The organism is Paenibacillus riograndensis SBR5 (genome assembly GCF_000981585.1).
Classification (GTDB): domain Bacteria; phylum Bacillota; class Bacilli; order Paenibacillales; family Paenibacillaceae; genus Paenibacillus_AQ; species Paenibacillus_AQ riograndensis.
This window is the reverse complement of record NZ_LN831776.1, coordinates 1,859,482-1,880,426: the sequence shown is the minus strand read 5'-3', so window position 1 is coordinate 1,880,426 and position 20,945 is coordinate 1,859,482. Positions and strand designations below refer to the sequence as shown.

Annotated in this window: 21 protein-coding genes; 2 read left to right on the top strand and 19 right to left on the bottom strand. The window is 51.8% G+C overall.

Annotated features, from left to right (window positions below; all coding sequences use genetic code 11):
* Nucleotides 1-89: 89 nt before the first annotated feature.
* From PRIO_RS08170 to PRIO_RS08125, 10 genes are all read right to left on the bottom strand, one after another.
* Nucleotides 90-575: a DinB family protein gene (locus tag PRIO_RS08170; protein ID WP_020430915.1), complete on the bottom strand. Its 486-nt coding sequence runs from the start codon at nt 573-575 to the stop codon at nt 90-92.
* A complete protein-coding gene (solA, locus tag PRIO_RS08165; protein WP_081487262.1) occupies nt 575-1,753 on the bottom strand; it encodes an N-methyl-L-tryptophan oxidase in 1,179 nt (392 codons plus the stop codon). Before solA ends, PRIO_RS08170 begins: the two co-directional genes overlap by 1 nt.
* Nucleotides 1,750-2,931: an amidohydrolase gene (locus PRIO_RS08160; protein WP_020430925.1), complete on the bottom strand. Its 1,182-nt coding sequence runs from the start codon at nt 2,929-2,931 to the stop codon at nt 1,750-1,752. The genes solA and PRIO_RS08160 overlap by 4 nt, the downstream gene beginning before the upstream one ends.
* Before the next feature lie 25 nt (nt 2,932-2,956).
* On the bottom strand, nt 2,957-3,973 hold the full coding sequence (locus PRIO_RS08155; RefSeq protein ID WP_020430927.1) for an LLM class flavin-dependent oxidoreductase: 1,017 nt from the start codon (nt 3,971-3,973) through the stop codon (nt 2,957-2,959).
* 11 nt (nt 3,974-3,984) lie between these two features.
* Complete coding sequence (locus PRIO_RS08150) at nt 3,985-4,737, bottom strand: amino acid ABC transporter ATP-binding protein (protein ID WP_020430929.1); 753 nt, start codon at nt 4,735-4,737, stop codon at nt 3,985-3,987.
* Nucleotides 4,734-5,444: an amino acid ABC transporter permease gene (locus tag PRIO_RS08145; protein ID WP_046506555.1), complete on the bottom strand. Its 711-nt coding sequence runs from the start codon at nt 5,442-5,444 to the stop codon at nt 4,734-4,736. Before PRIO_RS08145 ends, PRIO_RS08150 begins: the two co-directional genes overlap by 4 nt.
* On the bottom strand, nt 5,444-6,226 hold the full coding sequence (locus PRIO_RS08140) for an amino acid ABC transporter permease (protein ID WP_020430935.1): 783 nt from the start codon (nt 6,224-6,226) through the stop codon (nt 5,444-5,446). Before PRIO_RS08140 ends, PRIO_RS08145 begins: the two co-directional genes overlap by 1 nt.
* Before the next feature lie 39 nt (nt 6,227-6,265).
* A complete protein-coding gene (locus tag PRIO_RS08135) occupies nt 6,266-7,141 on the bottom strand; it encodes a transporter substrate-binding domain-containing protein (RefSeq protein ID WP_046501829.1) in 876 nt (291 codons plus the stop codon).
* Between the two features lie 4 nt (nt 7,142-7,145).
* The gene (locus tag PRIO_RS08130; protein ID WP_020430940.1) at nt 7,146-7,661 is read right to left on the bottom strand and encodes a GNAT family N-acetyltransferase; all 516 of its coding nucleotides are present in this window, start codon (nt 7,659-7,661) and stop codon (nt 7,146-7,148) included.
* Between the two features lie 114 nt (nt 7,662-7,775).
* Nucleotides 7,776-8,669, bottom strand: coding sequence for a LysR family transcriptional regulator (locus PRIO_RS08125; protein ID WP_020430942.1), 894 nt, complete (start codon nt 8,667-8,669; stop codon nt 7,776-7,778).
* A 281-nt stretch (nt 8,670-8,950) separates the two neighbouring features.
* On the opposite strand from PRIO_RS08125, the gene PRIO_RS08120 reads away from it, so the two are divergent.
* Entirely contained in the window at nt 8,951-9,535 is a 585-nt protein-coding gene (locus tag PRIO_RS08120; protein WP_020430944.1) for a GNAT family N-acetyltransferase, read from the top strand.
* Here PRIO_RS08120 and PRIO_RS08115 read toward each other — a convergent pair.
* Nucleotides 9,487-10,752 carry an MFS transporter gene (locus tag PRIO_RS08115; protein WP_082118076.1) on the bottom strand — a complete coding sequence of 422 codons (1,266 nt, stop codon included), beginning with the start codon at nt 10,750-10,752 and terminating at the stop codon, nt 9,487-9,489. The two genes, PRIO_RS08120 and PRIO_RS08115, sit on opposite strands and share 49 nt — an antisense overlap.
* Before the next feature lie 363 nt (nt 10,753-11,115).
* Here PRIO_RS08115 and PRIO_RS08110 point away from each other — a divergent pair, with 363 nt between their 5' ends.
* Nucleotides 11,116-11,805, top strand: coding sequence for a 3'-5' exonuclease (locus PRIO_RS08110; protein ID WP_020426000.1), 690 nt, complete (start codon nt 11,116-11,118; stop codon nt 11,803-11,805).
* A 143-nt stretch (nt 11,806-11,948) separates the two neighbouring features.
* Here the strand turns inward: PRIO_RS08110 and PRIO_RS08105 are convergent, their stop codons facing one another.
* From PRIO_RS08105 to PRIO_RS08075, 8 genes are all read right to left on the bottom strand, one after another.
* On the bottom strand, nt 11,949-12,923 hold the full coding sequence (locus PRIO_RS08105) for a LacI family DNA-binding transcriptional regulator (protein ID WP_020426001.1): 975 nt from the start codon (nt 12,921-12,923) through the stop codon (nt 11,949-11,951).
* Between the two features lie 116 nt (nt 12,924-13,039).
* The gene (gene gtfA / locus PRIO_RS08100) at nt 13,040-14,506 is read right to left on the bottom strand and encodes a sucrose phosphorylase (protein ID WP_020426002.1); all 1,467 of its coding nucleotides are present in this window, start codon (nt 14,504-14,506) and stop codon (nt 13,040-13,042) included.
* Between the two features lie 13 nt (nt 14,507-14,519).
* Nucleotides 14,520-15,482, bottom strand: coding sequence for a carbohydrate kinase family protein (locus tag PRIO_RS08095; protein ID WP_046501819.1), 963 nt, complete (start codon nt 15,480-15,482; stop codon nt 14,520-14,522).
* 79 nt (nt 15,483-15,561) lie between these two features.
* Nucleotides 15,562-15,642: a hypothetical protein gene (locus PRIO_RS35425; protein ID WP_231869936.1), complete on the bottom strand. Its 81-nt coding sequence runs from the start codon at nt 15,640-15,642 to the stop codon at nt 15,562-15,564.
* Between the two features lie 20 nt (nt 15,643-15,662).
* Nucleotides 15,663-16,490: a carbohydrate ABC transporter permease gene (locus PRIO_RS08090; RefSeq protein WP_020426004.1), complete on the bottom strand. Its 828-nt coding sequence runs from the start codon at nt 16,488-16,490 to the stop codon at nt 15,663-15,665.
* Nucleotides 16,490-17,374 (bottom strand): carbohydrate ABC transporter permease, encoded by an 885-nt coding sequence (locus PRIO_RS08085; RefSeq protein WP_039785360.1) that lies wholly within the window; start codon nt 17,372-17,374, stop codon nt 16,490-16,492. Before PRIO_RS08085 ends, PRIO_RS08090 begins: the two co-directional genes overlap by 1 nt.
* A gap of 67 nt (nt 17,375-17,441) precedes the next feature.
* A complete protein-coding gene (locus tag PRIO_RS08080) occupies nt 17,442-18,764 on the bottom strand; it encodes an ABC transporter substrate-binding protein (protein WP_020426006.1) in 1,323 nt (440 codons plus the stop codon).
* Nucleotides 18,765-19,772: 1,008 nt separating this feature from the next.
* Nucleotides 19,773-20,729, bottom strand: a complete 957-nt coding sequence (locus tag PRIO_RS08075) for a 3'-5' exoribonuclease YhaM family protein (RefSeq protein WP_020425991.1) — start codon at nt 20,727-20,729, stop codon at nt 19,773-19,775.
* Nucleotides 20,730-20,945 lie beyond the last annotated feature (216 nt).

Sequence of the window (20,945 nt, the reverse complement as noted above, 5' to 3'; positions counted from 1 at the left end):
TTGTGAACGTATACTTCTTGAATTACTTCGACAAAACTGGCTTCGAAAGCATACGCCGAGTTTTATGGAGCATTACTTCCTGAATTACGTTAATGGAACCGCGGCAGCGCCCTGCTTACAGCGTCCTGCTTAATCCGCTCGATCTGGGCCAGGTGCGTCTGCACATGCCCTGTGAAGCTGCGGACGATGTCCGCAATACTGACGGCTTCCCCCTTGAAATTAATTCCGCTTTTCTCCCATTCCCCGTCACCCAGCCGGTTGAACAGCAGACTGTTGTAGTAAAGGAGGCTGCGGAACAGCTCCAGGCTGTCTGCGGCATGGCCGCCATTGGCATGCTGGCCGCTAACCCAAGCGTCCTGGTTAAATACCGGCAGCTGTGCCTCAGTCCCGGCCAGAATGTCACGGATGCGGAAGGAAACCACAATGCTGTGATCGGCCAGATGCGCGAGCACCTCGGTAACGCTCCAGTTGGACGGTGCAGCTTTCCATCGTAGCTGTTCCTCACTCAGCCCTTCCAGTGACTGTACCAGCTGGTCATACGTATTGAGATAATCCCGGATTTGCACGCTGCTCATTAGATCCCCTCCAAAGTAAGTCCGGACTGCGGCTGGTCCGGTAATAAGTCAAAGCGGGACAAGGAAAATGGCCCGATATTCTGTTTCGAAGCTCTCCCTGCCGCCAGATCCGCCAATATTTCGCCGACCACGCTGGAAAATTTAAAGCCATGCCCCGAGAACCCTCCGGCGAGCAGAATATGGCGATAAGCCGGATGGCGGTCGATAATGAAATCCTCATCCGGGGTATGCTCATATTTGCAGACTGACCCTTTGAGCAGCCTTCCGGCCGCGCCGGGCAAATAAGCCTCCAGCACGCGGCGGAGATCTCCTTCATCGCTCTCCTCGCTGCCAAAGGGAGCGAGAGGTTCTCCCGGCCTCCATACCCGGCCGGTATCATGGCGGCCGATCTTCAGCCCTGCCCCGCCAATGCTGGGAAAGCCGTAATAGCCGCCCTCCCCGGTACCCAGCGTAAAGCCCGGAAAGCTCCCGGCATCAAAGTCCGGTGTGCTCTGAAACCAGCCGACCACCTTGCGGATCGCTTGGATCGGCAAGGCGGCAAACGGCGGCAAGGATCCAAACCAGGCTCCGGCACTGAGAATAGCCGCCGCTCCGTGATAATCACCACTCTGCGTATGCACGGTGACACTGCCTTCGCGTGTAGTCACATTCAGCACGCGTGTATTTGTCAGTAACTGCGCTCCGTGGGCGAGTGCCAGCTTCCGGTACACGGCGATACATTTCTCGCTGTACAGGTATCCGGCATCCGGCTCATACATCGCCCCGAAATGTTCAGGCAGATTCAGGACCGGCCAGCGGCGGCGGATTTCATCTGCATCAAGCCGCTCTACCCGCACCTGCCGCTTCTCCGCCTCTGCAAGCCGGTCCGCGAAGGAATACACGCTCTGGTCGGCCAGGTTCAGCACGCCGGAAGGGACCAGCAGCTCCGTTCCGCTCTCCTGTTCCAATTCCTTCCACAGCACATGCGCCCGCAATGCCAAGTCGATATAGGCCGGATCACCGCTGTAGGCATGCCGGATCAGCCGGGTCTCCCCGTGATGGCTCCCCTCGGTATGCGGGGGATCGAAGGCATCAACCAGCAGCGTTTTTACGCCCTGCCTGGCAAGATAATATCCGGCACTCATGCCCATCGAGCCGGCACCGACAATAATAACGTCATAACCCGGGGGCTTCGCTATGATGCTGCACCCTCTCCCGCAGAGAGATGCTCCAGCACCCGGACAGCCAGGCCGGCAAAAAATGCAGCTCCCACCGGCAGTGCCGCCTCATCCAGATTGAATGCGGGATGATGCCACTCCCGGCTTCCCGCAGTGCCCACAAAGACGAACAACCCGGGAACCACGCGCTGATAAAAAGCAAAATCCTCTCCCGCCGGCGATGGTGATGGCTTCAAGTAATCGAAACCCAGCGTGGCGGCGGTTTCTTCGCCCAGCCGGGCCAGTCCGGCGTCATTATTCACCGGCGGCGGTCCGCCGAGCCAGCGCACTGCCGCTTCGGCTCCCAAGGCAGCGGCTACACCGGCCGCTACCTGCCCGAAGCGCTCCAGCACTTTGCTCCGCACGGCTTCTTCAAACGTGCGGATCGTGCCCTCCAGCACCGCCGTCTCAGGGATAATGTTCCAGGAATTCCCGCTATGCAGCTTCGTAACGCTGACTACCGCACTTTGCAGCGCGCTGACGTTGCGGCTGACGATGCTCTGCAGCGCCGTAACGATATGCGAAGCGGCCACAATGGGGTCCGTCCCTGCCTCCGGCACGGCCGCGTGTGATCCGGCTCCCCGCACCTCCACCACAAAGCCGTCTGCCGCCGCCATCAAAGGCCCGCCGGTTATGCCAAGAGTGCCTACCGGCAGGTCCGGCTTATTATGCATGCCGATGACGGCACGGACGCCCTCCAGCGCTCCACTGGCTATAATCTGCTGAGCGCCTTTCGCCTTCTCCTCAGCGGGCTGGAACAGAAGCCGGACCTTTCCTTTCAAATCAGGCTCCTGCTGTTTCAGTTGATAGGCGGCACCCATCAGCGCTGCCGTATGAAAGTCATGCCCGCAGGCATGGCTTTTGCCGGGATGAAGCGAAGCATAGGGCAGCCCGGTTTCCTCCTGAATCGGCAGCGCATCAATATCGGCGCGCAGGGCGACCACCGGACCATCCTGCAATCCGCCGATCTCCGCGATGACACCGGTCGTCAGGCCATAGTCAATAATGGTTATTCCGGCCTGCTCCAGCAGAGAGATAATATATCGGGTCGTTTCGAATTCCTCATTCGAAAGCTCCGGGTGCTGGTGAAGATGGCGGCGGATGCCGATCACCTTTTCATTTAACGCCTGTGCTCCATGCTCCGCGTTGCGAATACTCATCATAATCCCTCCCTTCAGCCAAATACTATGCCTCCGCAGGCACTTCAGCGAATGCCTCATGCAGCAGCTCAAAGGAGCGGAGCCGCTTGTCAAAGGACTGTATATTCGTCGTCACGATGAACTCCGTGACACCGGAGGCCCCGGCCAGCGCCAGCAGCTGCTCACGGACCGCTTCCTTGGTTCCCTTCGTGATCTCCGGCTCCCGCTCTTCGAGCGTGTACGCTTCCTTGCTCTGCCGGGTGAACTCCTCCGCCTGCTCGCGGGTGGCTACCGTCAGCGTCTTGCCGCTGGCCAGATGAATCCGGATCAGCTTATGCGCTCCGGCCAGCTCCTTGGCCTCCGCCTCCGTCTCGGCAGCCAGCACGGCAAGGGCGATTATGGCCTGCGGCTCTCTCCCTTGCGAGGTGTCAAAGCCGCTCCGGTAGGCCCGGATCGCTTCCAGCGCCACCGCCTGGTCACCGCTGATGAACAGCGAGAAGACGTAAGGCAGTCCAAGGCTGGCGGCAATTTCCGCGCTGGCTACGCTCGCGCCAAGCACATATAGCTCCGGCGGAGTGCCCGGAATCGGTCCCGCTTTTAGTCCGGCCAGGGGATGATCTGCCGCCAGCCGGTTATGCACATATTGCTCAAGCTCTGTAATTTTATCCGTCAGGGAAGGCGCTTCGGCTCCGCCCTGCTGCAGTGCCTGAGTGCTCCGGGGCAGTCCTCCCGGTGCCCGGCCGACTCCAAGATCTACCCGTCCCGGCGCCAGCGAAGCCAGCACATTGAAATTTTCCGCTACCTTATAAGGGCTGTAATGCTGGAGCATGATGCCGCCGGAGCCTACCCGGATACGCTCTGTCTTGGCAAGCAGATGCGAGACCAGCACCTCCGGGGATGAGCCCGCCACCTGCTCGGAATCATGATGCTCTGATACCCAGAAACGGCGGAAGCCCAGCCGTTCGGACAGCTGAGCCAGCTTGACCGTATGCTGAAAGGCTTCTTCCGGTGTTTCACCGGGATAGATTGGACTCTGATCCAATACGCTGATTACAATAGCCATGGGCTTGCCTCCTAGATCGAATAGTTCAGCTCCGGCGTAATCCGCTTCAGGAACTGCTTGGTTCTTTCTTCACGCGGATGGTTGAACACCTCCGTTGGTGTCCCCTCTTCCACAATGACCCCGCCGTCCATAAACACCACGTGATTGGCCACATCGCGGGCAAAACCCATCTCATGCGTCACCACAATCATCGTGATGCCTTCCTTGGCAATTTTGCGGATGACGGCGAGCACCTCACCTACCAGCTCCGGGTCGAGAGCCGAAGTAGGCTCATCGAACAGAATCACTTCCGGCTCCAGCGCAAGCGCCCGGGCAATCCCGACCCGCTGCTGCTGGCCCCCGGACAGCTGGCTCGGATAGGCGTCAAGCTTTGCGCCGAGGCCCACCTTCTCCAGCAGCGCGATGCTTTTCTTCCTCGCTTCCTCCTTCGGAAGCTTTTTCACGATCAGCAGTCCCTCCATCACATTCTCCAGCGCTGTTTTGTGCCGGAACAGATTGTACTGCTGGAAGACCATCGCCGTCCTTTGCCGCAGCTGGTGAATATCCTTCTTGCGGGCATGCCTGCAGTCCAGCTTGAAATCACCGATGGCGATTTCTCCTCCGCTGGGCTTCTCCAGGTAGTTCACGCAGCGGAGCAGCGTGGTTTTGCCCGAGCCGCTGGGGCCGAGAATGACCACAACCTCGCCTTTGGCAACCGTCAGATCAATATGGTTCAGCACCTGATGGCGTCCGAAGGACTTCGAAATCTGCTTCAGCTCAATCATATGACTCCACCTCGATTGTACAGATTGATCCGCTTTTCGATCAGGGCGGTGGCCCGTTCAATCAGGAACGTAAGCCCCCAGAAGATCAGCGCCGCCGCCAGATAGGCCTCAAAAAACTTCCAGTTCGTGGAGGCGACAATCTGCGCCTGGGCATTGATGTCCACAACCGAAACCGTAAAAGCAAGGGTTGATCCATGCAGCATGCCAATCACGGAATTGGAGAGATTCGGCAGGCTCGCCGCCAATGCCTGGGGGAAGACTATCCGCCGCAGCGCCTGGGACGTAGTCATGCCTACAGCATGGGCAGCCTCCATTTGCCCGCGGTCCACCGCCAGCAGACCCGAGCGGACTACCTCAGACATATAAGCGCCTGCCGTAATCGAGAATGCAATGTAGGCAAAGCCGATCATCGGAATGGATACCGACCGGAAGCCCCAGCCGAAATGCGCCGCCAGCCCGTCAATGATCATCGGCAGCCCGAAATAGATCAGCAGCAGATGGGTAAGCATCGGCGTCCCGCGGATAAAGGTGACATACCCGGTCGCAAGCGGATGCAGGAGCGGCACCTTGTAAATCCGGATAAGTGCAACGGCGATGCCAATGATCAAACCGGCACTTACCGAGACAAGCGTAATATACAATGTTGTTGGGATTGCACTGAGAATTTGCACAAATGCTGTCCATATAAATGAAGGGTCCAGCTTCATCATCCGCCGCCTCCTTTACCCGAGCCCATCTGGGCAATCATCCTCCGGTAAGACCCGTGCTTTTGCAGACTAAATGTTTTTCTCTCAGGACTGCCTGGTACTTCATGCCGCAAGAGACGGCGTTCTGCCACCAGAAGCAGCTTCTCAAGCGTAAAGCTGATCACCAGATAAATCAGGGCAAGCGCAATATAAGTCTCAATGAAATGCTGGCTGATGCTCCCCAGCGTCTGCGCTTTTCCCGTCATCTCCATCACCCCGAGGGTAAAAGCGAGCGAGGTATCCTTCAGCAGGGCAATCACCAGGTTGGAGAACACAGGAACCGCGATCCCCAGCGCCTGAGGCAGCACAATCCGTGAAAAAGCTTGAAAAGACGTCATTCCCGCCGCATAAGCAGCCTCCACCTGCCCCCGGTCAACGGCCGTTACAGAAGCCCGGATCATTTCAGACATGAAAGCTCCCGTGTGCAGCCCATAAGTCAGAATCACAAAGAACAGCACAGGCGTCCGCGTCACATCCACGTGAACCAGCTTCAATATTTCTGGCAGACCATAATAGAACAAGAACAGCTGAATCAGAATCGGGGTTCCCCGGAAAAATGAGATATAAATCTCGGCAAAAGTTTTTAGAACCGGCACCTTATACAGACGGGGGAGGGCCACCAGGAAGCCTACCACAATACCTGCCAGCAGAGAGAAGCCGACAATCAAAAGCGTTGTACCCAGCGTAGTCAGCAATTTTGGCAAAAAGGTAAAAACATAGCTGATATCAAACGGTGCCCCCATACGTTCACTCTCCCCTCCCCATAGTTTTTGAAAAGCCAATCATTTCACTTCATCTGCAGTAACGTCTGCTCCCAGCCATTCGGTGCTCAGTTTTGCCAGTGTTCCATCGGCCTTCAGTTCCTTGATTGCTCCGTCGATGGCATCAGCCAGCGTCTTGGAATCGGCATCATCCTTGCGCAGTACGTAGAGAATGTCTGCAGAGGACAGCTCTGGCCCTGATGCCTTCAGCTTGGCTTGCGGATCAATGACCGGCAGTACAAAATCCGCCGCGAGCGTGGCATCCACCCGTCCGGAGCTGATTTGGCTTACCGTATCGTTGGCGGCTCCGTTCTGATAGACGATTTTGATTGCATTGTCATGCTCCTTGTTGTAGTTCTCCAGGATTTGCGCCTGGGCACTGGTTGCACCGACGAGGGCTTTTTTACCCTTCAGATCATCGAGGGTCTTAATCGAGTTGTTATCTTTGGCAACCACAATCCGGTTTCTCCAGTGTGCATAAGGCTCTGTATTAAAAAGATATTTCTGCTCTCTCTCCGGATTCTTCTCCATGACGTGAGCGACCAGGTCAATCTTCTTCGTATCCAGGCTCAGCAGCAGATTGCTGAAATCCATCGTCTGCAGTTCAAATTCATACTGCGGCAGCCGGCTGTCGATATCCTTGAGCAGCTCCACATCGAAGCCTGTAAGCTTGCCGTTCTCATCAATGAAGCATACCTGTGGAAAACCGGTGCCCGTGCCGACGACAATTTTGGTTACTTGGCCCGCGTCAGTTGCGGCAGGAGCCTCTGTGGATGTTTTCGCTGCTGCTTCAGCGGTATTGCTGCCCTGGCTGCTGTTTGCATTATTATTCGTGCCGCAGCCCGCAATCACCAGTGTCAGCAATAGTCCATATACCAGCAGGATCGTCTTCTTCATCGTTTTAGCCCCTTTGAATAGTAGTTGGTTGACCGATAAGCTTTTTTCGCATTAAATACATAATCCCGTCGCCATTTTGCGGGTCCAGCTCCAGAATCCGCTCGTATCCCCGCCGTTCATACATCGGAACCAGCCAGGGATGTTTCTCCGCCGTAGCCAAAGTAACTGCAGAAGCACCCAGCTTGCCGAGAATCACATTCTCCTCAACCCAGTCCAGCAGCTTGCCGCCGTACCTTTTTCCCCGGGCATCCGGATTTACCGCAAACCATTTGACAAAAGGCAGCTCAGTGAGCGCCTTGATCTCTTCACCTCTTGACAACGTAATTGTGGCTTCCACGCTGCCATCAATCTCCAGCACATAACACTCGTTCTTGGCTATATTGTCCTTAATCAGCGCCAGATCGGCTGTGGCCGCAGGCCAGTGCAGCCCGAGTTCACGAATCGTCTCATACGCACGATAGGTTATATCCAGCAGCCGCTCCGCATCCTTCAGCTCTGCCAGCCGGTAAACCTCTCCCATTCTGCCACCTCCGTCCGTTTTAAATTTTATAATCCCTATAGAATTAGTGGTGATTATCTGCAATCAACTTTATCACTGCATGCAGCCATGCGCTAATAGAGTTTTTTAATTGATCTATACAATAAGTCGATTTAGCTGATTGCCCGTTCCCAGCTCCAGCAGCGTTTGGATAAAGCCGGCATACTCTCCATTAAGGGAGATCAGGCTGGTCCGGAGCGAGATCCCTTCCGTCTCGGCAATCTCTACCCGGGTCAGGGTTCCGGCCGCAACCTCCTCCTGCACACTCAAAGCCGGGAGAAAAGCAATGCCCGCCTTTCGCAGCACCAGCTTTTTGGCCGTCTCCAGATTATCCACCTGATATACAATATCCGGCGGCTGCTCCATACTCTCGAATACGCGGTGCAGCCGCAGCCAATCCAAAGAGCCGCATTCAAAAAACACGAGCGTCTCCCTGCGGATATCCTGGATTGAAGCACGTCTAGCCTGGGCCAGAGGATGCCCTTCATACACATATAGAGAAATCGGGTCCTCACAGAACGGATAAGCCTGGATCGCCGGATTGACCACCTTGCGGATGAAGGCCAGATCGATATCCTTCGCTTTCAGCTTGTCAATCAACACCTCCGTGGGGGCCGTGGTCAGTTTAATATTCAGATTCGGATACGCGCCCTTCAGATGAACCAGAAGCTGCGGCATCAGATAGTTGGAGACGGATATCGTGCTGCCGATTCGCAGCTCATCCGGGACCAGCCCTTTAGATTGAACCTGATGTTTGCCCGATTGATAGACCTGAAGAATTTGCTGGGCGTAGGGAAGGAACTGCCTGCCTTTATCCGTGAGATTAATCTGCTTGCCCACCCGGTCGAAGACTCTGCAATCCAGCTCACGTTCAAGCGAGTGTATGCGGGCAGTAACTGTAGGCTGGGAAATATACAGAACATCCGCTGCCTTATTGAAGCTCCCGTAGTGGTTGATATAGACGAACGCTTCGATATTTTCAATGTTCAATAGTAGCCCCCCCTAATCCCTATTCAATAAATTTTATAATTCCGATCGATTAACAATGAATTAGAGGCAAAGTTCCCTATAGATTTTGTTTATATCTTAGTCACAGCCCCTTTTTTTGTCAACTGAATTTCTTTGTTATCATTCAAGAAAACCATTAAAAAAGTCACAAACATAGATAGAACTTTTCTATCCATTTATCGGAATTATTAAATTCCTCTTATATTCATCGGATTTGTCGTCTATAATAGGCCTCATTCATTTTGATTCACAGGAGGCGCAAGATGTCCAACTCCAAAGAGATCCTTATCCGCAACGCAGCTGATTCAGACCGGGATGCTATCGCCAAAGTGCTGCTGGAGGCGTACGGCCAGTATGCCGCTGAGCTGCCTGAACCGTTCTGGGCGGAGTACCGCCGTTCCATACTTGATTCCGTGCACGGAACTGCCCCCTATGCGCGGATCGTCGCTGAAATAGATAACCGGATTGTCGGCAGCGTGCTGCTCTTCCTGTCCTCCGAAGAAGCGTACGGGCGACCCGAGCTGGGCATTCGCTCCCCAATTATCCGCCTGCTGGCGGTTTCTCCAAGTGTCCGGGGCCGCGGCATCGCAGTACTGTTGATCCGTGAAGCCGCCAGAAGATCCATCGGGCTGGGAGCCGCCACCTTGAACCTTCACACCTCCGATATGATGGCCTCCGCAGTTAAGCTATATGAGCGGCTAGGCTTCCAGCGGGCTTATGAGACGGATATTATGAACGGGGATACCCTGGTGAAGGGCTATTGCCTTGATCTGGGAGCATTCTCCCTTCCTCATGCCCTTCAGACTCTTTCAAGACGTTTTAAACCTCTTGATGAGAAAGCACCATAGAGAATAAAACAAGCTGCAATAAAAAAGATCATTCTTAAACTCATAAACTTAGACAAAATGCTAGCTATAGCAATAGAAAGAGTACGTAATGTATTAATAATAAATCTTGTTGTAGTAAAGACCCGTCCTAATATTTCTACTGGGAGTTCTGTCTGTAACGTCGTACGAATTCCATTCGGCGCAGATGCAGCTCCAAGGCCAACAAATAAATATGCGCCTAACACAACAAAAAGGTTATCAGCGAATGATGTTATCATTAATGATACTCCTAATAAAATCATTCCAGCCACTATAAGATCATAATGGTGATACGGCTTTTTCTTACGAATTATTACAACAGACCCAATTACTAAGCCAATTCCTTCCGCAGTCATAATCCAACCATAACTTTCTGTAGGTAAGTGCATATAATCACTTAACATAATAACAATAAGTGATCCCGTCGCCCCGACACCAATTAATAAAAATCCCCAAATTAAAATAATTTTTTTAACAAGCTTGCTTTTTGTTACAATTTCCAAACCTTCTTTAATCTCCGTAATAAAATGTTTTGATTTTTCATTTACTGCTTTCTCATACTTATACTCAATAAATAAAATCATTAACCCAGCGAGAATAAAGGTAAAGATCACGGCTGAAATACTTCCATTAATGCCAGCCAACGTTATCAATAGACCCGCTATTGCTGGTCCAAATATCATATTTACCGAATCCGTAGTTGACAGAACTGAATTAATTTTTGAAATATCCTCTGAAGGTGTAGTCTGAGGTATTATTGAGCTAATGGTAGATGAGCTTGTTTCATCACAAATACCAAGTATAACTGCAACAATATATATTGTTTCGATGGAGAGATGCACTAGCAGAAGAGCGACTGCAGCACCTCTTAAAATATTCACAAATAATAAAATATATTTCTGATTTAGACGATCTATTAGCGCACCTGCTATAGGTGTTAAAATAAGGGAAGGAATAAATTGCACAATAAAAAAACCACCAACTGCTATGGTGGAACCTGAGATTTTATACAATTCTACTATTATTCCTATATCAAAAATATAAGCCCCTAAAGATGAAAAAAAATAAGTCAGAAACATACATACAGTGTTTTTTGATATTGATTTAGATGTTGGTTTAGATATTGATTTAGATATTTGTTTATTTGGAATCATAAAGTCCTCCTGTATTAATATGCCAAATTCATTGCCTTCTTCCATGACTCACAGTATGGATACGGCGCTTGAAGCCCGACTTCTAATACATAGTATATTTAAATATTTTTAACAATAATATAAATCATATTATATTCACTAGTAGAACATCCCAGAAGTTCCTCCCCTGACGGAGTGACCAAAACGATCCTGGCGCTAAGATGAAACCAAATTGGAACGAAGCGGAACATCTCAATCCTCCAGACGGACCGGATAAAGGGAACCACGATCGTTATGGACTCCAGCGCCGTTGGAGAACCAGGGAGGAACTTTTGAGATGTTGCACTATGCATTGTAAATTCAATAGTTTGTATTTGCCTCTCCGCTCCTTTAATATGAATTCTATATGATGAATAAGGGGCTTTACCTATGAATTTTACTGCGATAGACTTTGAAACGGCCAACTCCAGCCGTTCAAGCGCCTGCGCTTTGGGGCTTGTTCAAGTGAGAGAGGGTGTAGTGAGCGCCGAGCATGTGTGGCTGATTGATCCGCAGCAGCGGTTCGACGGCATGAATATTGCCATTCATGGCATCACCCCCTCCATGGTTGAGGGGAAACCGACGTTTGATGAGCTATGGCCCACACTGGAACCACTGCTGCAGGGAGAGGTGGTCATCGCGCATAATGCTGCCTTTGATATGAGTGTGCTGCGCTATTGCCTGGACCGGACCGCCTACAGCTATCCTGAGTTTCAGTACATGTGTACCTACCTGCTCGGCAAAAAAATGCTGCAGGAGCTGCCCTCCCACAAACTGAACGTAGTGTCACAGCATTTCGGGATCAGCCTGAAGCATCACGATGCGCTGGATGACGCCAGAGCTGCGGCGGCGATACTGCTGAAGCTGATGGAACGTGAGCAGCATACCGATCCCCTCTTGCTGGCCGGCAGCCAGGGCTATAAGGCCGGAACGATGTATGCGGGCGGCTATACGCCTTTTAAGTCCCCGCCCAAGAAACCAGCCAAAAAAGCAGCAGCCAAGAAAAGCACTCCACCGCCTTCCTCCCGCCCGGCAAAAAGCACCTCCGGCAGCAGCTCTGCCTTGGGCAATTTTTTCTGAACATGCAGAACCCCCGATCCATTCCGGCGGATCTGGGGTTCTGCAAACTGTTTTCCCGCACAAAAAGCCGCCTGCTTCGGACAGCAGGCGGCTTTTTGTCTTGTCCAATGATTGTGCGCGGCTTAGGGGCGTTTCTGCCGCAGTCAGGTGCTTTCCCGTTCGACTAGCTCCACCGGCAGAACGGTCTCCCGCTCTACCGTCTTGTCATCCATCTGCTCCAGCAGCAGTTCAACGGCCCGCCGGGCCATATCCTTAATCGGCTGTTTGATCGTGCTTAACCCGGGCATGTACCATGAGGCGGCGTCGATATCGTCATAGCCGATGATCCGCACGTCGCGGGGGACCTCCTTCCCGAACGTGCGGCACCACTTCATCACGAACAGCGCCATCAGATCGCTTGTCGCGAACACGCCGTCGATGTCGGGGTGTTCAGTGAACATTTTCCGGATAATTTCATTGTAAATCTGCTCATCGAAGACATCCAACTCGGTCTGGTAGGTGACAAATTTGACGCCTCCCTGTCTTGCCTCACGCTCAAAACCGGTCGTACGGAGATTGGACAGCATATCCAGCTTCATATTGCCGGACAGATGGCCGATCTTGCGGCAGCCCTTAGCGATCAGCAGACGGGCCGCTAGAGCTCCGCCATTTTCATTGTCCGAAGCGACAAACGGAATATCGCCTATCCTGCGGTCGATGGTAACCAGCGGATAATTCAAATGGGTATAATCGCCGATCTCCAGCGTATGGCTGCCCAGAATCATCCCGTCCACCCGGTTGCGCCGCATCATATCAACGTATTCCCGCTCCTTGGCGGAGTCGAGCTGTGAATTGCACAGCAAGAGCTTGAAGCCGTGCTGATAAGCAACAGATTCGATTGCGTTCGCCAGTTCGCCGAAGAACGGATGCGCCACGCTCGGGATAATCAGCCCGAGTACATTCGAGTGCTTGCGCAGCAGCGAACGGGCCAGCTCATTGGGCTGATAGTTCAGCTCGTCCATGACTTGGTATACCTTCTGCCTGGTCTTCTCGCTGATATACCCCCGGTTGTTTAACACTCTTGAAACGGTGGTCACGGACACACCGGCTTGTTCGGCCACATCGTTGATCGTTGCCATTGCATTGCTCCTTCCTAAAGCTCGTCTATCTATTATAATTTATCGGGCCTAGTAAGGAAAAGATTGGCTGACCAACAAACCGCTAACACCATCCCGTGCCTCCTGAAGGCAACAGCCTACACCTCAAGCTGCGCCAGCACGCCCTCCCCGTCCGTATATTCAATCTCAGAGCGCATCGTATCAAGGTTAATGTACAGCGTGCAGCGGAATTCGCCCTTCTTCCAGGACAATCTGATTTCATCCGCTGCAGCTTCCTCCACTGTAAAGTCGCCGTTAAACGCCTCGTATTCATTTCTGAACCGGATCAGCTTAAGCAGACGCTGTACAACTTCCTTTTCCAGCGATTGCCCGATTTCCGGGAGCGTATAGTTGCGGCGGTTGATTTCGCGTCCCTCGCCGGTTTCCCGCACCCGCTCCAGATCATTTTCACCAGCCAGCAGCCCGACATAATACACCTGCGGAATGCCCGGAGCAAAAAACTGAATCGCCCGCGCCGCCAAATATGCATCGTCATCGCAGTTCAGCACCGAGTAATAGGAGCAGCGGATTTGATGGACGTCGAACCCATCAGGCGCCTTGTGCTCATCGGATAAGATAAGGCTCAGGTTGGCCCCTCTTTCGACACAGATGTCAACGATCTTCTGGGCATCCTTCGTGTCGATCAGATCGTCCAGGTCAGGCTTGACCGGCACGCCGTCATGACAGTCAAGCATTGTGAACTGTTTGGCTGGACGGGTGCGCAAGTACTCTCTAAGCCCACGGCTGTCCTTGTTCAGCAGCGTATCAAGAATCCGGTAAGGCAGGATAAAATCGTAAATCCAGCAGCCGTGCTCCGCCAGCTTGTATTGAATCGAATAGTGCGAATGCACCTCGGGCAGCAGTTCGATATCAAGGGAATCGGCCAGCTCCTTGATCCAGTCCAGAAAGCCATAAATCTCCGGCTCAACGAAAAAGCAGCTGGTGCCCAGCTTTTTGATCACATAGCCTACCGCATCCAGCCGGACGATCTTGATATTGTTCTCCTTAAAGCAGGTGAAGAATTGGATGAACAGCTGCTTGACCTTCTCCGAGCGGATATCCAGATCAATCTGCTCGGACGGATCGTTTTTGCCGAAGGTCGTCCACACCTGAAGCTCTTCCCCTGTGTCCTGAATGGTGAAAGTGGAGTAGGGCTTACTGCGGCGCAGGAACATTTTGTCGATATCCGCCTGTACCGGTTGTCCGTCCGCCCAGATTTTATCCAGCGTAAGGAACAGATCTGCGTAGCGGGACTGCCGCCCGTGCTGCAGGACGTCCTGAAAGTAAGGGGACTGGCGGGAGATATGATTGACCATCAGGTCCACCAGCACATCATGCCGCTCCCCGATTGCCCGGATGTCGGCCCAATCCCCAAAGGCAGGCTCAATCTCCAGATAGGTCAGCGGTGCAAAACCGCGGTCCCCCGACGAAGGGAATGGAGGCAGAATATGCACCCCGCCCTTGAACACATCCGGAAAATACACATCCAGCGCATGATGAAGCGACTTCAAATCCCCGCCAAGCGAGTCCGGGTACGTAATCAGTTGCACTTGATTTTTAACCATCGTCTTCTCTCCCCTAACATCCGTATTCGGCTTGTATTATATTTAGATCCGGCAGCGGAACCACTGCACCGGTATATTTCAGCTTAAATGCGCTTACGGCAAAACCTGAGCGGAGCGCCTCACGGACCGTTGCACCTCTGACAAGCGCCGTATAGAACCCCGACCAGAAAGCGTCACCCGCTCCGGTCGTGTCGACCACCTCATGCGCCAGCGTCTCAAACCGGGCCGTCTCCTGTCCATTCGAGACAATAGCGCCGTCTTTGCCGAGCGTCATAATGACAAGACCTGCGCCGAGCGCGATGTATTTTTGCACCTGGTTCTCGGGGGTATCGCGGCCGAACAGCCGCTCCGCATCGTCTTCTGAAGGCTTCACGATGTCCGCCTGGCTGATGATCTTCTTGACATAGGCTGTGCCATCCTCGCCCTTCCGCCAGACCTGGGGATGGTAGTTCGGGTCAAAGCATACCGGAATACCGCGCCGCTTCGCCGCCTCAATCACCCGGTTAATGGTCTGCCGCGACGGCTCCATTGAGATCGGCCAGCAGGAGAAATGCACGAACCCGGCCTTCAGCACAGCCTGCTCCAGTTCCGGCGTATACGCCAATTGGTAATCCGCAGCCCGGTAAAAGATCGGGACAGGGGTGGACGTGCTTTTCGTGATAAGCACCAGACTGGTAGAATCCTCTACAATCTGCACACACTTGGTATCAATTCCTGCCTTTTTCAATGATTCAACCAAAAAAAAACCCAGCCGGTCATTACCGACTGCCGAAGCCACTATAGGACGGATACCCAGGCGGCTGATATTCATTGCGATATTGGAAGGAGCCCCTCCGAAAAAAGGATGATAAGTCCCCTGCCCTGCAGTATTCTGATCTTCCTCCGATATAAAATCAACCAGCATCTCTCCCGCTGACAGCACATCGTACTCTCTATCGGCCGGCAGCTTGATTCTCTCATCTAACTTGAACACCATGTTCTCCCTCCTACTGCTATCCAATATATGAATCGTTTATCTCTCGCACAGCTCCGCTCTCTCAGACGGGCCGATGCTCTCAATGAATCAAATCGCGGCTTGTGGCGTGTCCCCAGTGCACTGGCCCCCACTCTGTGCCGCCAGAATGATATTGGTGCATCAAATCAATTTCGCAGAAAGCTACTTCACCGAACCCTGCATAACACCTTGGATAATGTATTTTTGAGCGAACAAATACACAATCACTACCGGCAGAATGGTCAACATCAGGCTCGCCATCAGCGGACCGTAATCGACCGTGTAGGTGCCGTAAAAGGAATAAGTGGACAGAGGCAAAGTGCGTTGTCCAGCCTCTACCAGGACCAGCGATGGCAGCAGGAAGTCGTTCCAGATCCATAATACATTTAGAATTCCGATGGTCACCGTCGTCGGTACCAGGACCGGAAATACAATTTGAAAGAACATTCTTATTCTGGAGCAACCGTCAATCATCGCGGCCTCTTCCAATTCCTTAGGGATGCTCTTAATAAAACCGTGATAGATAAACACGGCCAGTGAGCTGCCGAAACCCAGGTACATAAAGATCAGGGAAGTCTTGCTGTTCAGCATGTCGAGAGAGCCGTAAATTTTCACCAAAGGAATCATTATCGCCTGGAACGGAATAATCATGGACGCTACCATAAACAGAAATGTATTCTGGTTCAGCCTGCTGGGATTGCGGACAAAATAGTGGGCGGTCATGGCGCCGCAAATCCCGATCAGAATGACGCTGAGGGCCGTGATGATAATAGTATTGGTGAACGCGTCTACATAGTTCATCTGCTTAAAGGCATAGCTGTAATTGGCGAATTTAAAGCTGGTAGGCAGGGCCAGCGGGTTAGAAGTAATCATCGCGTTTTCTTTCAGGGAGTTCAGCATCAGCAGTAGAAAGGGAACGAGAAATAGAACCAGCAGTATAGCCAACACAACGAATTTTGCCGCTGAGCCAAGCTGTCTTTGGACGCGCATCAGGCTTCCACCTCCATCTTTTTGCTGAAATATACCTGCAGCAATGTGATTACGGCCACGAGCAGGAACAGGACGAACGCTTCAGCCTGGCCGACACCGTAATCCCGCGACAAGAAGGCTTTTTGGTACACGTGCATGGAGACAAGCTGTGTGGAGCCGAATGGGCCGCCCTTAGTCAGAGTCAAGTTCAAATCATAGACCATAAAGCCGCGCTGCAATGACAGAAAAAGACATACGATAAACGAAGGCACCATCATGGGAATAGTCATACGGGTCAGCTTTTGCCAGCTGTTCGCTCCGTCGATGCTGGCGGCTTCCTGTATATCGGCAGGCACACCGGTTAAACCTGCCACATAGATCACCATCATATATCCGGCATACTGCCAGACGGTAACAATCACAAGCGTCCAGAAGGCCTTGCCCGGTTCAGCCAGCCAGGATGCGCTGAAGATGCCGATGGAGGCTTTTTGCCCCAGGTAGACCAGTACATTGTTAAAAATAAATTGCCAGATGAAACCCAGCACGATGCCGCCCACCAGGTTTGGCATGAAAAATCCCGCCCGGAAAACATTCTGGCCCCTGACTCTTTTGGTAAGCGCGTAAGCCAGCATAAAGGCCAATACATTGGTGAGCACTACGGTAAACAGCACGTATTTGAGGGTAAGCCCAAAGGAGCTCCAAAATTCCGAGTCCGCAAAAACCGATCCGTAATTCCGGAAGCCGACCAAAGTATGTCCAACAGAAATGCCGTCCCAGCTCGTAAACGTTAAGTAAATGCCATATACAAAAGGAATAATCATTACGGTCAAAAAGGCAAACAAGGTAGGCCCAGTAAACAGAAGCCGCAGCCGCAGCCGGTTCCAAAAGCCTTTTTCTCCAGTCATCGCATGTTCACTCTCCTTCGTGTTGAAAACCGGCAGGGCAGGAAACAGCCCCGCCGGCAGAATCACCTTACTTTACTGTTTTCCAATAGTCCTGAATTTCTTTGGCCAAAGTGGCCCGGTCACCGGCCTTGGACAAATATTTCTGCATGGATGCCCCCACCTTGGTCCAGTGGTCGGCCGGCAGATCGCTCAGAGACGGCTCCACCTTGCCAGCAGCCAAATAGGTTTGAATCGACTTGCCTAACGGATCTGGTGTCTCCATAGTAATGTTCTTGAAGGCAGGGACGATATTGGCTTTATTCACCAGGAAATCTTGTCCGGCTTGTTCATATACGATCCAGTCAAAGAATTTTTTGGCCGCAGCCTGCTGCTCCGGTGTCGTCTTCTCCTTGTCTACAACAATACGTTTGCTTACAGCAGCAGAAATTTGGGTGTTGCCGTAGTCATCGGGATTATTGCTGACAGGCACAGGGAGGAAGCCATATTGCTTGTCGGCTGTATCAAAGCCGCTGATCTGCGGCCATGCCCAGTTGCCCATAAACCAGATGCCTACTTCACCCTTGCCCAGCACCTCAGGTCCCTTCTCATAAGTTGGAGAAAGCGGAGAGGCCTGATCCATGTTGTACTTCATCATCACATCGAAGGTGTCCATCAGCCCGTTAAATACCTTGTTGGAGGACAAATCCACAGTTCCTGCTCTAAGAGAGCTGATAAAGCCGGCAACCTCCTTGCTATCCTTACTCTGCCCTCCGTAAGCCAGAGAAAGATAATGAGCGCCAAGCGACCAGTCCATCGGAGAAATGGTGAGTGCTTTCTTTCCGCTGGCTTCTATTTTCTTGAAAAGCTCCTCTAGTGAAGAAGTGGTATTAATTGAAGCAGGATCAAAGTTCCCTCCTACAGCTTTATCCAGGACTGCTTTGTTGTAGATCAGGCCATACCCTTCAACCGCCAGCGGGAAAGCATAGTTTTTGCCGTCAAACGTAGTCAGATCAAGCGCGCTGTCAATAGCGTCGCCATTCCACTTCGCATCGCTCAGATCAAGAATGTGGTCCTTGAATTTGGCTACATCCCCGGTATCCAGCATAATCATGGTAGGCTGATTTCCGGAGGCATACAGCGTGGAAGCTCTTTCAAAAGGCGATGTGCCGCTCGGCACCTGCTGAACTTCCAGTGTGATGTCAGGATATGCCTCATGGAAGCTCTTGGCCGCATCCTCTAATTGGGTTTGAATTTCACCTTTGGAATTAAGCAAAGTGATCTTGACACTTTTATCCGTGCCGGATTTATCTGAAGAGGTGGTGGATTTGCTGTCGCTGCTTCCACAGGCAGACAAAGAGGCGGATAATATCAAAGTAAGCGCTGTTAAAGATACCTTTTTAAATCCTTTCATGTGTACATTCCCCCATCGGTAGTTTGTATAAAGATGATTTGGAAGCACTTTCAAATCATCTTTAATCCGATTATATGTCAAAGGTTTAACATATGTCAATCCTTTAACATATATTAAACCTTTGACATATAAATCCAGAGCGTTGCTTCTCACAGCATAGCTTGGCATTCAGAACCAAAACGGCTGTGCGGTCCTCCACGGGACAGCGCAGCCGTCTTGGTTCTAGCGTTACCTGGAGAACGACTCCCCATGAATCCTACGGTAACTCTTTAAGTGGAATAAGGGACACTAATTTGCCGAAGTACCCTATCCTCGGGCAGATGAAGTGGAAAAAGGGACACTAATTCAACCCATTTCGCCATTGGACCAGAAATGTGGCCCAATTAGTTTTACTTTTTCCACTTCACTCTCAGGATTTCTTAACTTTCGGAAAAATAAGTTCCCTTTTTCCAACTAGCACCTGCGAGGAAGCCGGTAAAGACGGATCGCCCTATTCCTTTGCGATCGATCCGCAGCCGTTACGGACAGGAAAGCCGTTATGGATAGAAAATTCGGCTATTCCGCAAGACTAACGGACTGAGTCCGTAACTACTGAAAAAGTAAGATTTTTGGCAAAATAAGGGCTCCTCGGTCCGCATCGGTCCGCATCAGTCCGCGAATGGAGCCCTATCCTCCTGCATCGCGTATATTCCTGTGAGGCTTCCAAGATATCCACATTTTTTCACACTGTATTACAGTTAAATAAGGGGGAAGTCAATTCCCCCAAAACATATAAGCTCTTATCTTTCAAGTAGAAACGGCTATGCCGTCCTTATTAGGAGCCTACTTCCGAAGCAGCGATACAGAGTATCGCTTTCAGGTACCCGTTTCAGCGAGAAAAAGAAGGATAATTTACAGCGTGAAGCTTTTAAAAGACCACCTGCTTAAGCAGGTGGTCTTTGACATAAATATGGACGGCTAAAATCGTTGCCGAAGACTTACATTCTTCTGAACATCCATACGCGAAAATTAAATCTTCATCCGGTACACAGCCTTATTCTCCAGCCCCCGGATGAACGGCGTCCATTCCTCCGTCTCAGGTGTCGTATCCAGCGCATCCTCTACCATTTGCAGCTTCGCATCCAGCGCATCGATATGATGCAGGGCCACGGCCTCCGCCGTCTGCGGCTGCACCGGGCTGCCCCATTCACCCAGGTTATGATGGGATAATACCAGATGCTGCAGGCCGAGCACTTTTTCCGACTCCAAATCAATGCCAGAGCGGATCGCCGCCTCGGTAATCCAGTTCGAAGCCATGGAGATATGGCCGATCAGCTTGCCCTGCACACTGTAATCAGACACGATCCCAAACTGGGAAATCATCTCTTCCGGCTTGGCGATATCATGCAGAATAATTCCCGCCTTCATCAGGTCGGGGTTCAGGAACGGACGCTGCTTGCAGAGAAACTCGCCGATTTCCAGCATCCGCACCATATGATAGGCAAGTCCGGCAAAATAAGCATGATGATGGGTTTTGGCCGCCGGATAATGCATTAATTTCTTTTCCACCTTACCCACACAAAAAGATACGATCGTTGCGATCTCCGGGTCAGTGATGCTCGCCATAACGCCTTTAATCGTATGAATCAGATCAACCGGCCGGATCGGGGCGGACCTGATAAAATCAGTAAGAGAGACGTTGTCACCATCATTGGCGAGTCTGATCTTGGTTATTTTCACCTGGAGCTTCTCACGGTACGTATGCGCAATCCCGCGGATCTTCACCAGCGCCATCGGGAAAAAGGTTTCTTTATCCGTTGTGCTTGCATCCCAGTACTTGGCCGAGATCTGGCCACTGGAATCACCCAGAACAATATCAAAATAATCCTTTGGAGGAGTACCGTTTGTTTGTTTGATTGCCAGCTCTCGCAGCAGATAAAAGCCGACAAATTCATCCTGTGGAGATAGCTGTTTAATTAGTGTCATTTTTGGAGCCTCCTATTACTAACAGGACCTAAGCCTGTTTGTGTATATTAAACTTTAGACATTCATCTCCAAAATCCCTTTAATTACTATACGATTCCTATTTCTAATTATGCCCTTGTCCTATCACAAGCCGTTTTTACCCAATTCCGCCAGCTCCGAAAATCTTGTTGCTTGAAAAAAGGGTTGCTCCAGGCCATGTGCATGACCCGGAACAAC

Excerpts from the sequence above, each read along its gene's own strand:
- PRIO_RS08155 (WP_020430927.1), bottom strand. The coding sequence starts at position 3,973 with ATGGCTATTGTAATCAGCGTATTGGATCAGAGTCCAATCTATCCCGGT.
- PRIO_RS08085 (WP_039785360.1), bottom strand. The coding sequence starts at position 17,374 with ATGACTGGAGAAAAAGGCTTTTGGAACCGGCTGCGGCTGCGGCTTCTG.
- PRIO_RS08080 (WP_020426006.1), bottom strand. The coding sequence starts at position 18,764 with ATGAAAGGATTTAAAAAGGTATCTTTAACAGCGCTTACTTTGATATTA.
- PRIO_RS08095 (WP_046501819.1), bottom strand. The coding sequence starts at position 15,482 with ATGGTGTTCAAGTTAGATGAGAGAATCAAGCTGCCGGCCGATAGAGAG.
- PRIO_RS08110 (WP_020426000.1), top strand. The coding sequence starts at position 11,116 with ATGAATTTTACTGCGATAGACTTTGAAACGGCCAACTCCAGCCGTTCA.
- PRIO_RS08130 (WP_020430940.1), bottom strand. The coding sequence starts at position 7,661 with ATGGGAGAGGTTTACCGGCTGGCAGAGCTGAAGGATGCGGAGCGGCTG.
- PRIO_RS08170 (WP_020430915.1), bottom strand. The coding sequence starts at position 575 with ATGAGCAGCGTGCAAATCCGGGATTATCTCAATACGTATGACCAGCTG.
- PRIO_RS08115 (WP_082118076.1), bottom strand. The coding sequence starts at position 10,752 with ATGGAAGAAGGCAATGAATTTGGCATATTAATACAGGAGGACTTTATG.
- PRIO_RS08105 (WP_020426001.1), bottom strand. The coding sequence starts at position 12,923 with ATGGCAACGATCAACGATGTGGCCGAACAAGCCGGTGTGTCCGTGACC.
- PRIO_RS35425 (WP_231869936.1), bottom strand. The coding sequence starts at position 15,642 with ATGCACCAATATCATTCTGGCGGCACAGAGTGGGGGCCAGTGCACTGG.
- PRIO_RS08160 (WP_020430925.1), bottom strand. The coding sequence starts at position 2,931 with ATGAGTATTCGCAACGCGGAGCATGGAGCACAGGCGTTAAATGAAAAG.
- PRIO_RS08135 (WP_046501829.1), bottom strand. The coding sequence starts at position 7,141 with ATGAAGAAGACGATCCTGCTGGTATATGGACTATTGCTGACACTGGTG.
- PRIO_RS08120 (WP_020430944.1), top strand. The coding sequence starts at position 8,951 with ATGTCCAACTCCAAAGAGATCCTTATCCGCAACGCAGCTGATTCAGAC.
- PRIO_RS08090 (WP_020426004.1), bottom strand. The coding sequence starts at position 16,490 with ATGCGCGTCCAAAGACAGCTTGGCTCAGCGGCAAAATTCGTTGTGTTG.
- PRIO_RS08145 (WP_046506555.1), bottom strand. The coding sequence starts at position 5,444 with ATGAAGCTGGACCCTTCATTTATATGGACAGCATTTGTGCAAATTCTC.
- PRIO_RS08150 (WP_020430929.1), bottom strand. The coding sequence starts at position 4,737 with ATGATTGAGCTGAAGCAGATTTCGAAGTCCTTCGGACGCCATCAGGTG.
- PRIO_RS08075 (WP_020425991.1), bottom strand. The coding sequence starts at position 20,729 with ATGACACTAATTAAACAGCTATCTCCACAGGATGAATTTGTCGGCTTT.
- PRIO_RS08140 (WP_020430935.1), bottom strand. The coding sequence starts at position 6,226 with ATGGGGGCACCGTTTGATATCAGCTATGTTTTTACCTTTTTGCCAAAA.
- gtfA (WP_020426002.1), bottom strand. The coding sequence starts at position 14,506 with ATGGTTAAAAATCAAGTGCAACTGATTACGTACCCGGACTCGCTTGGC.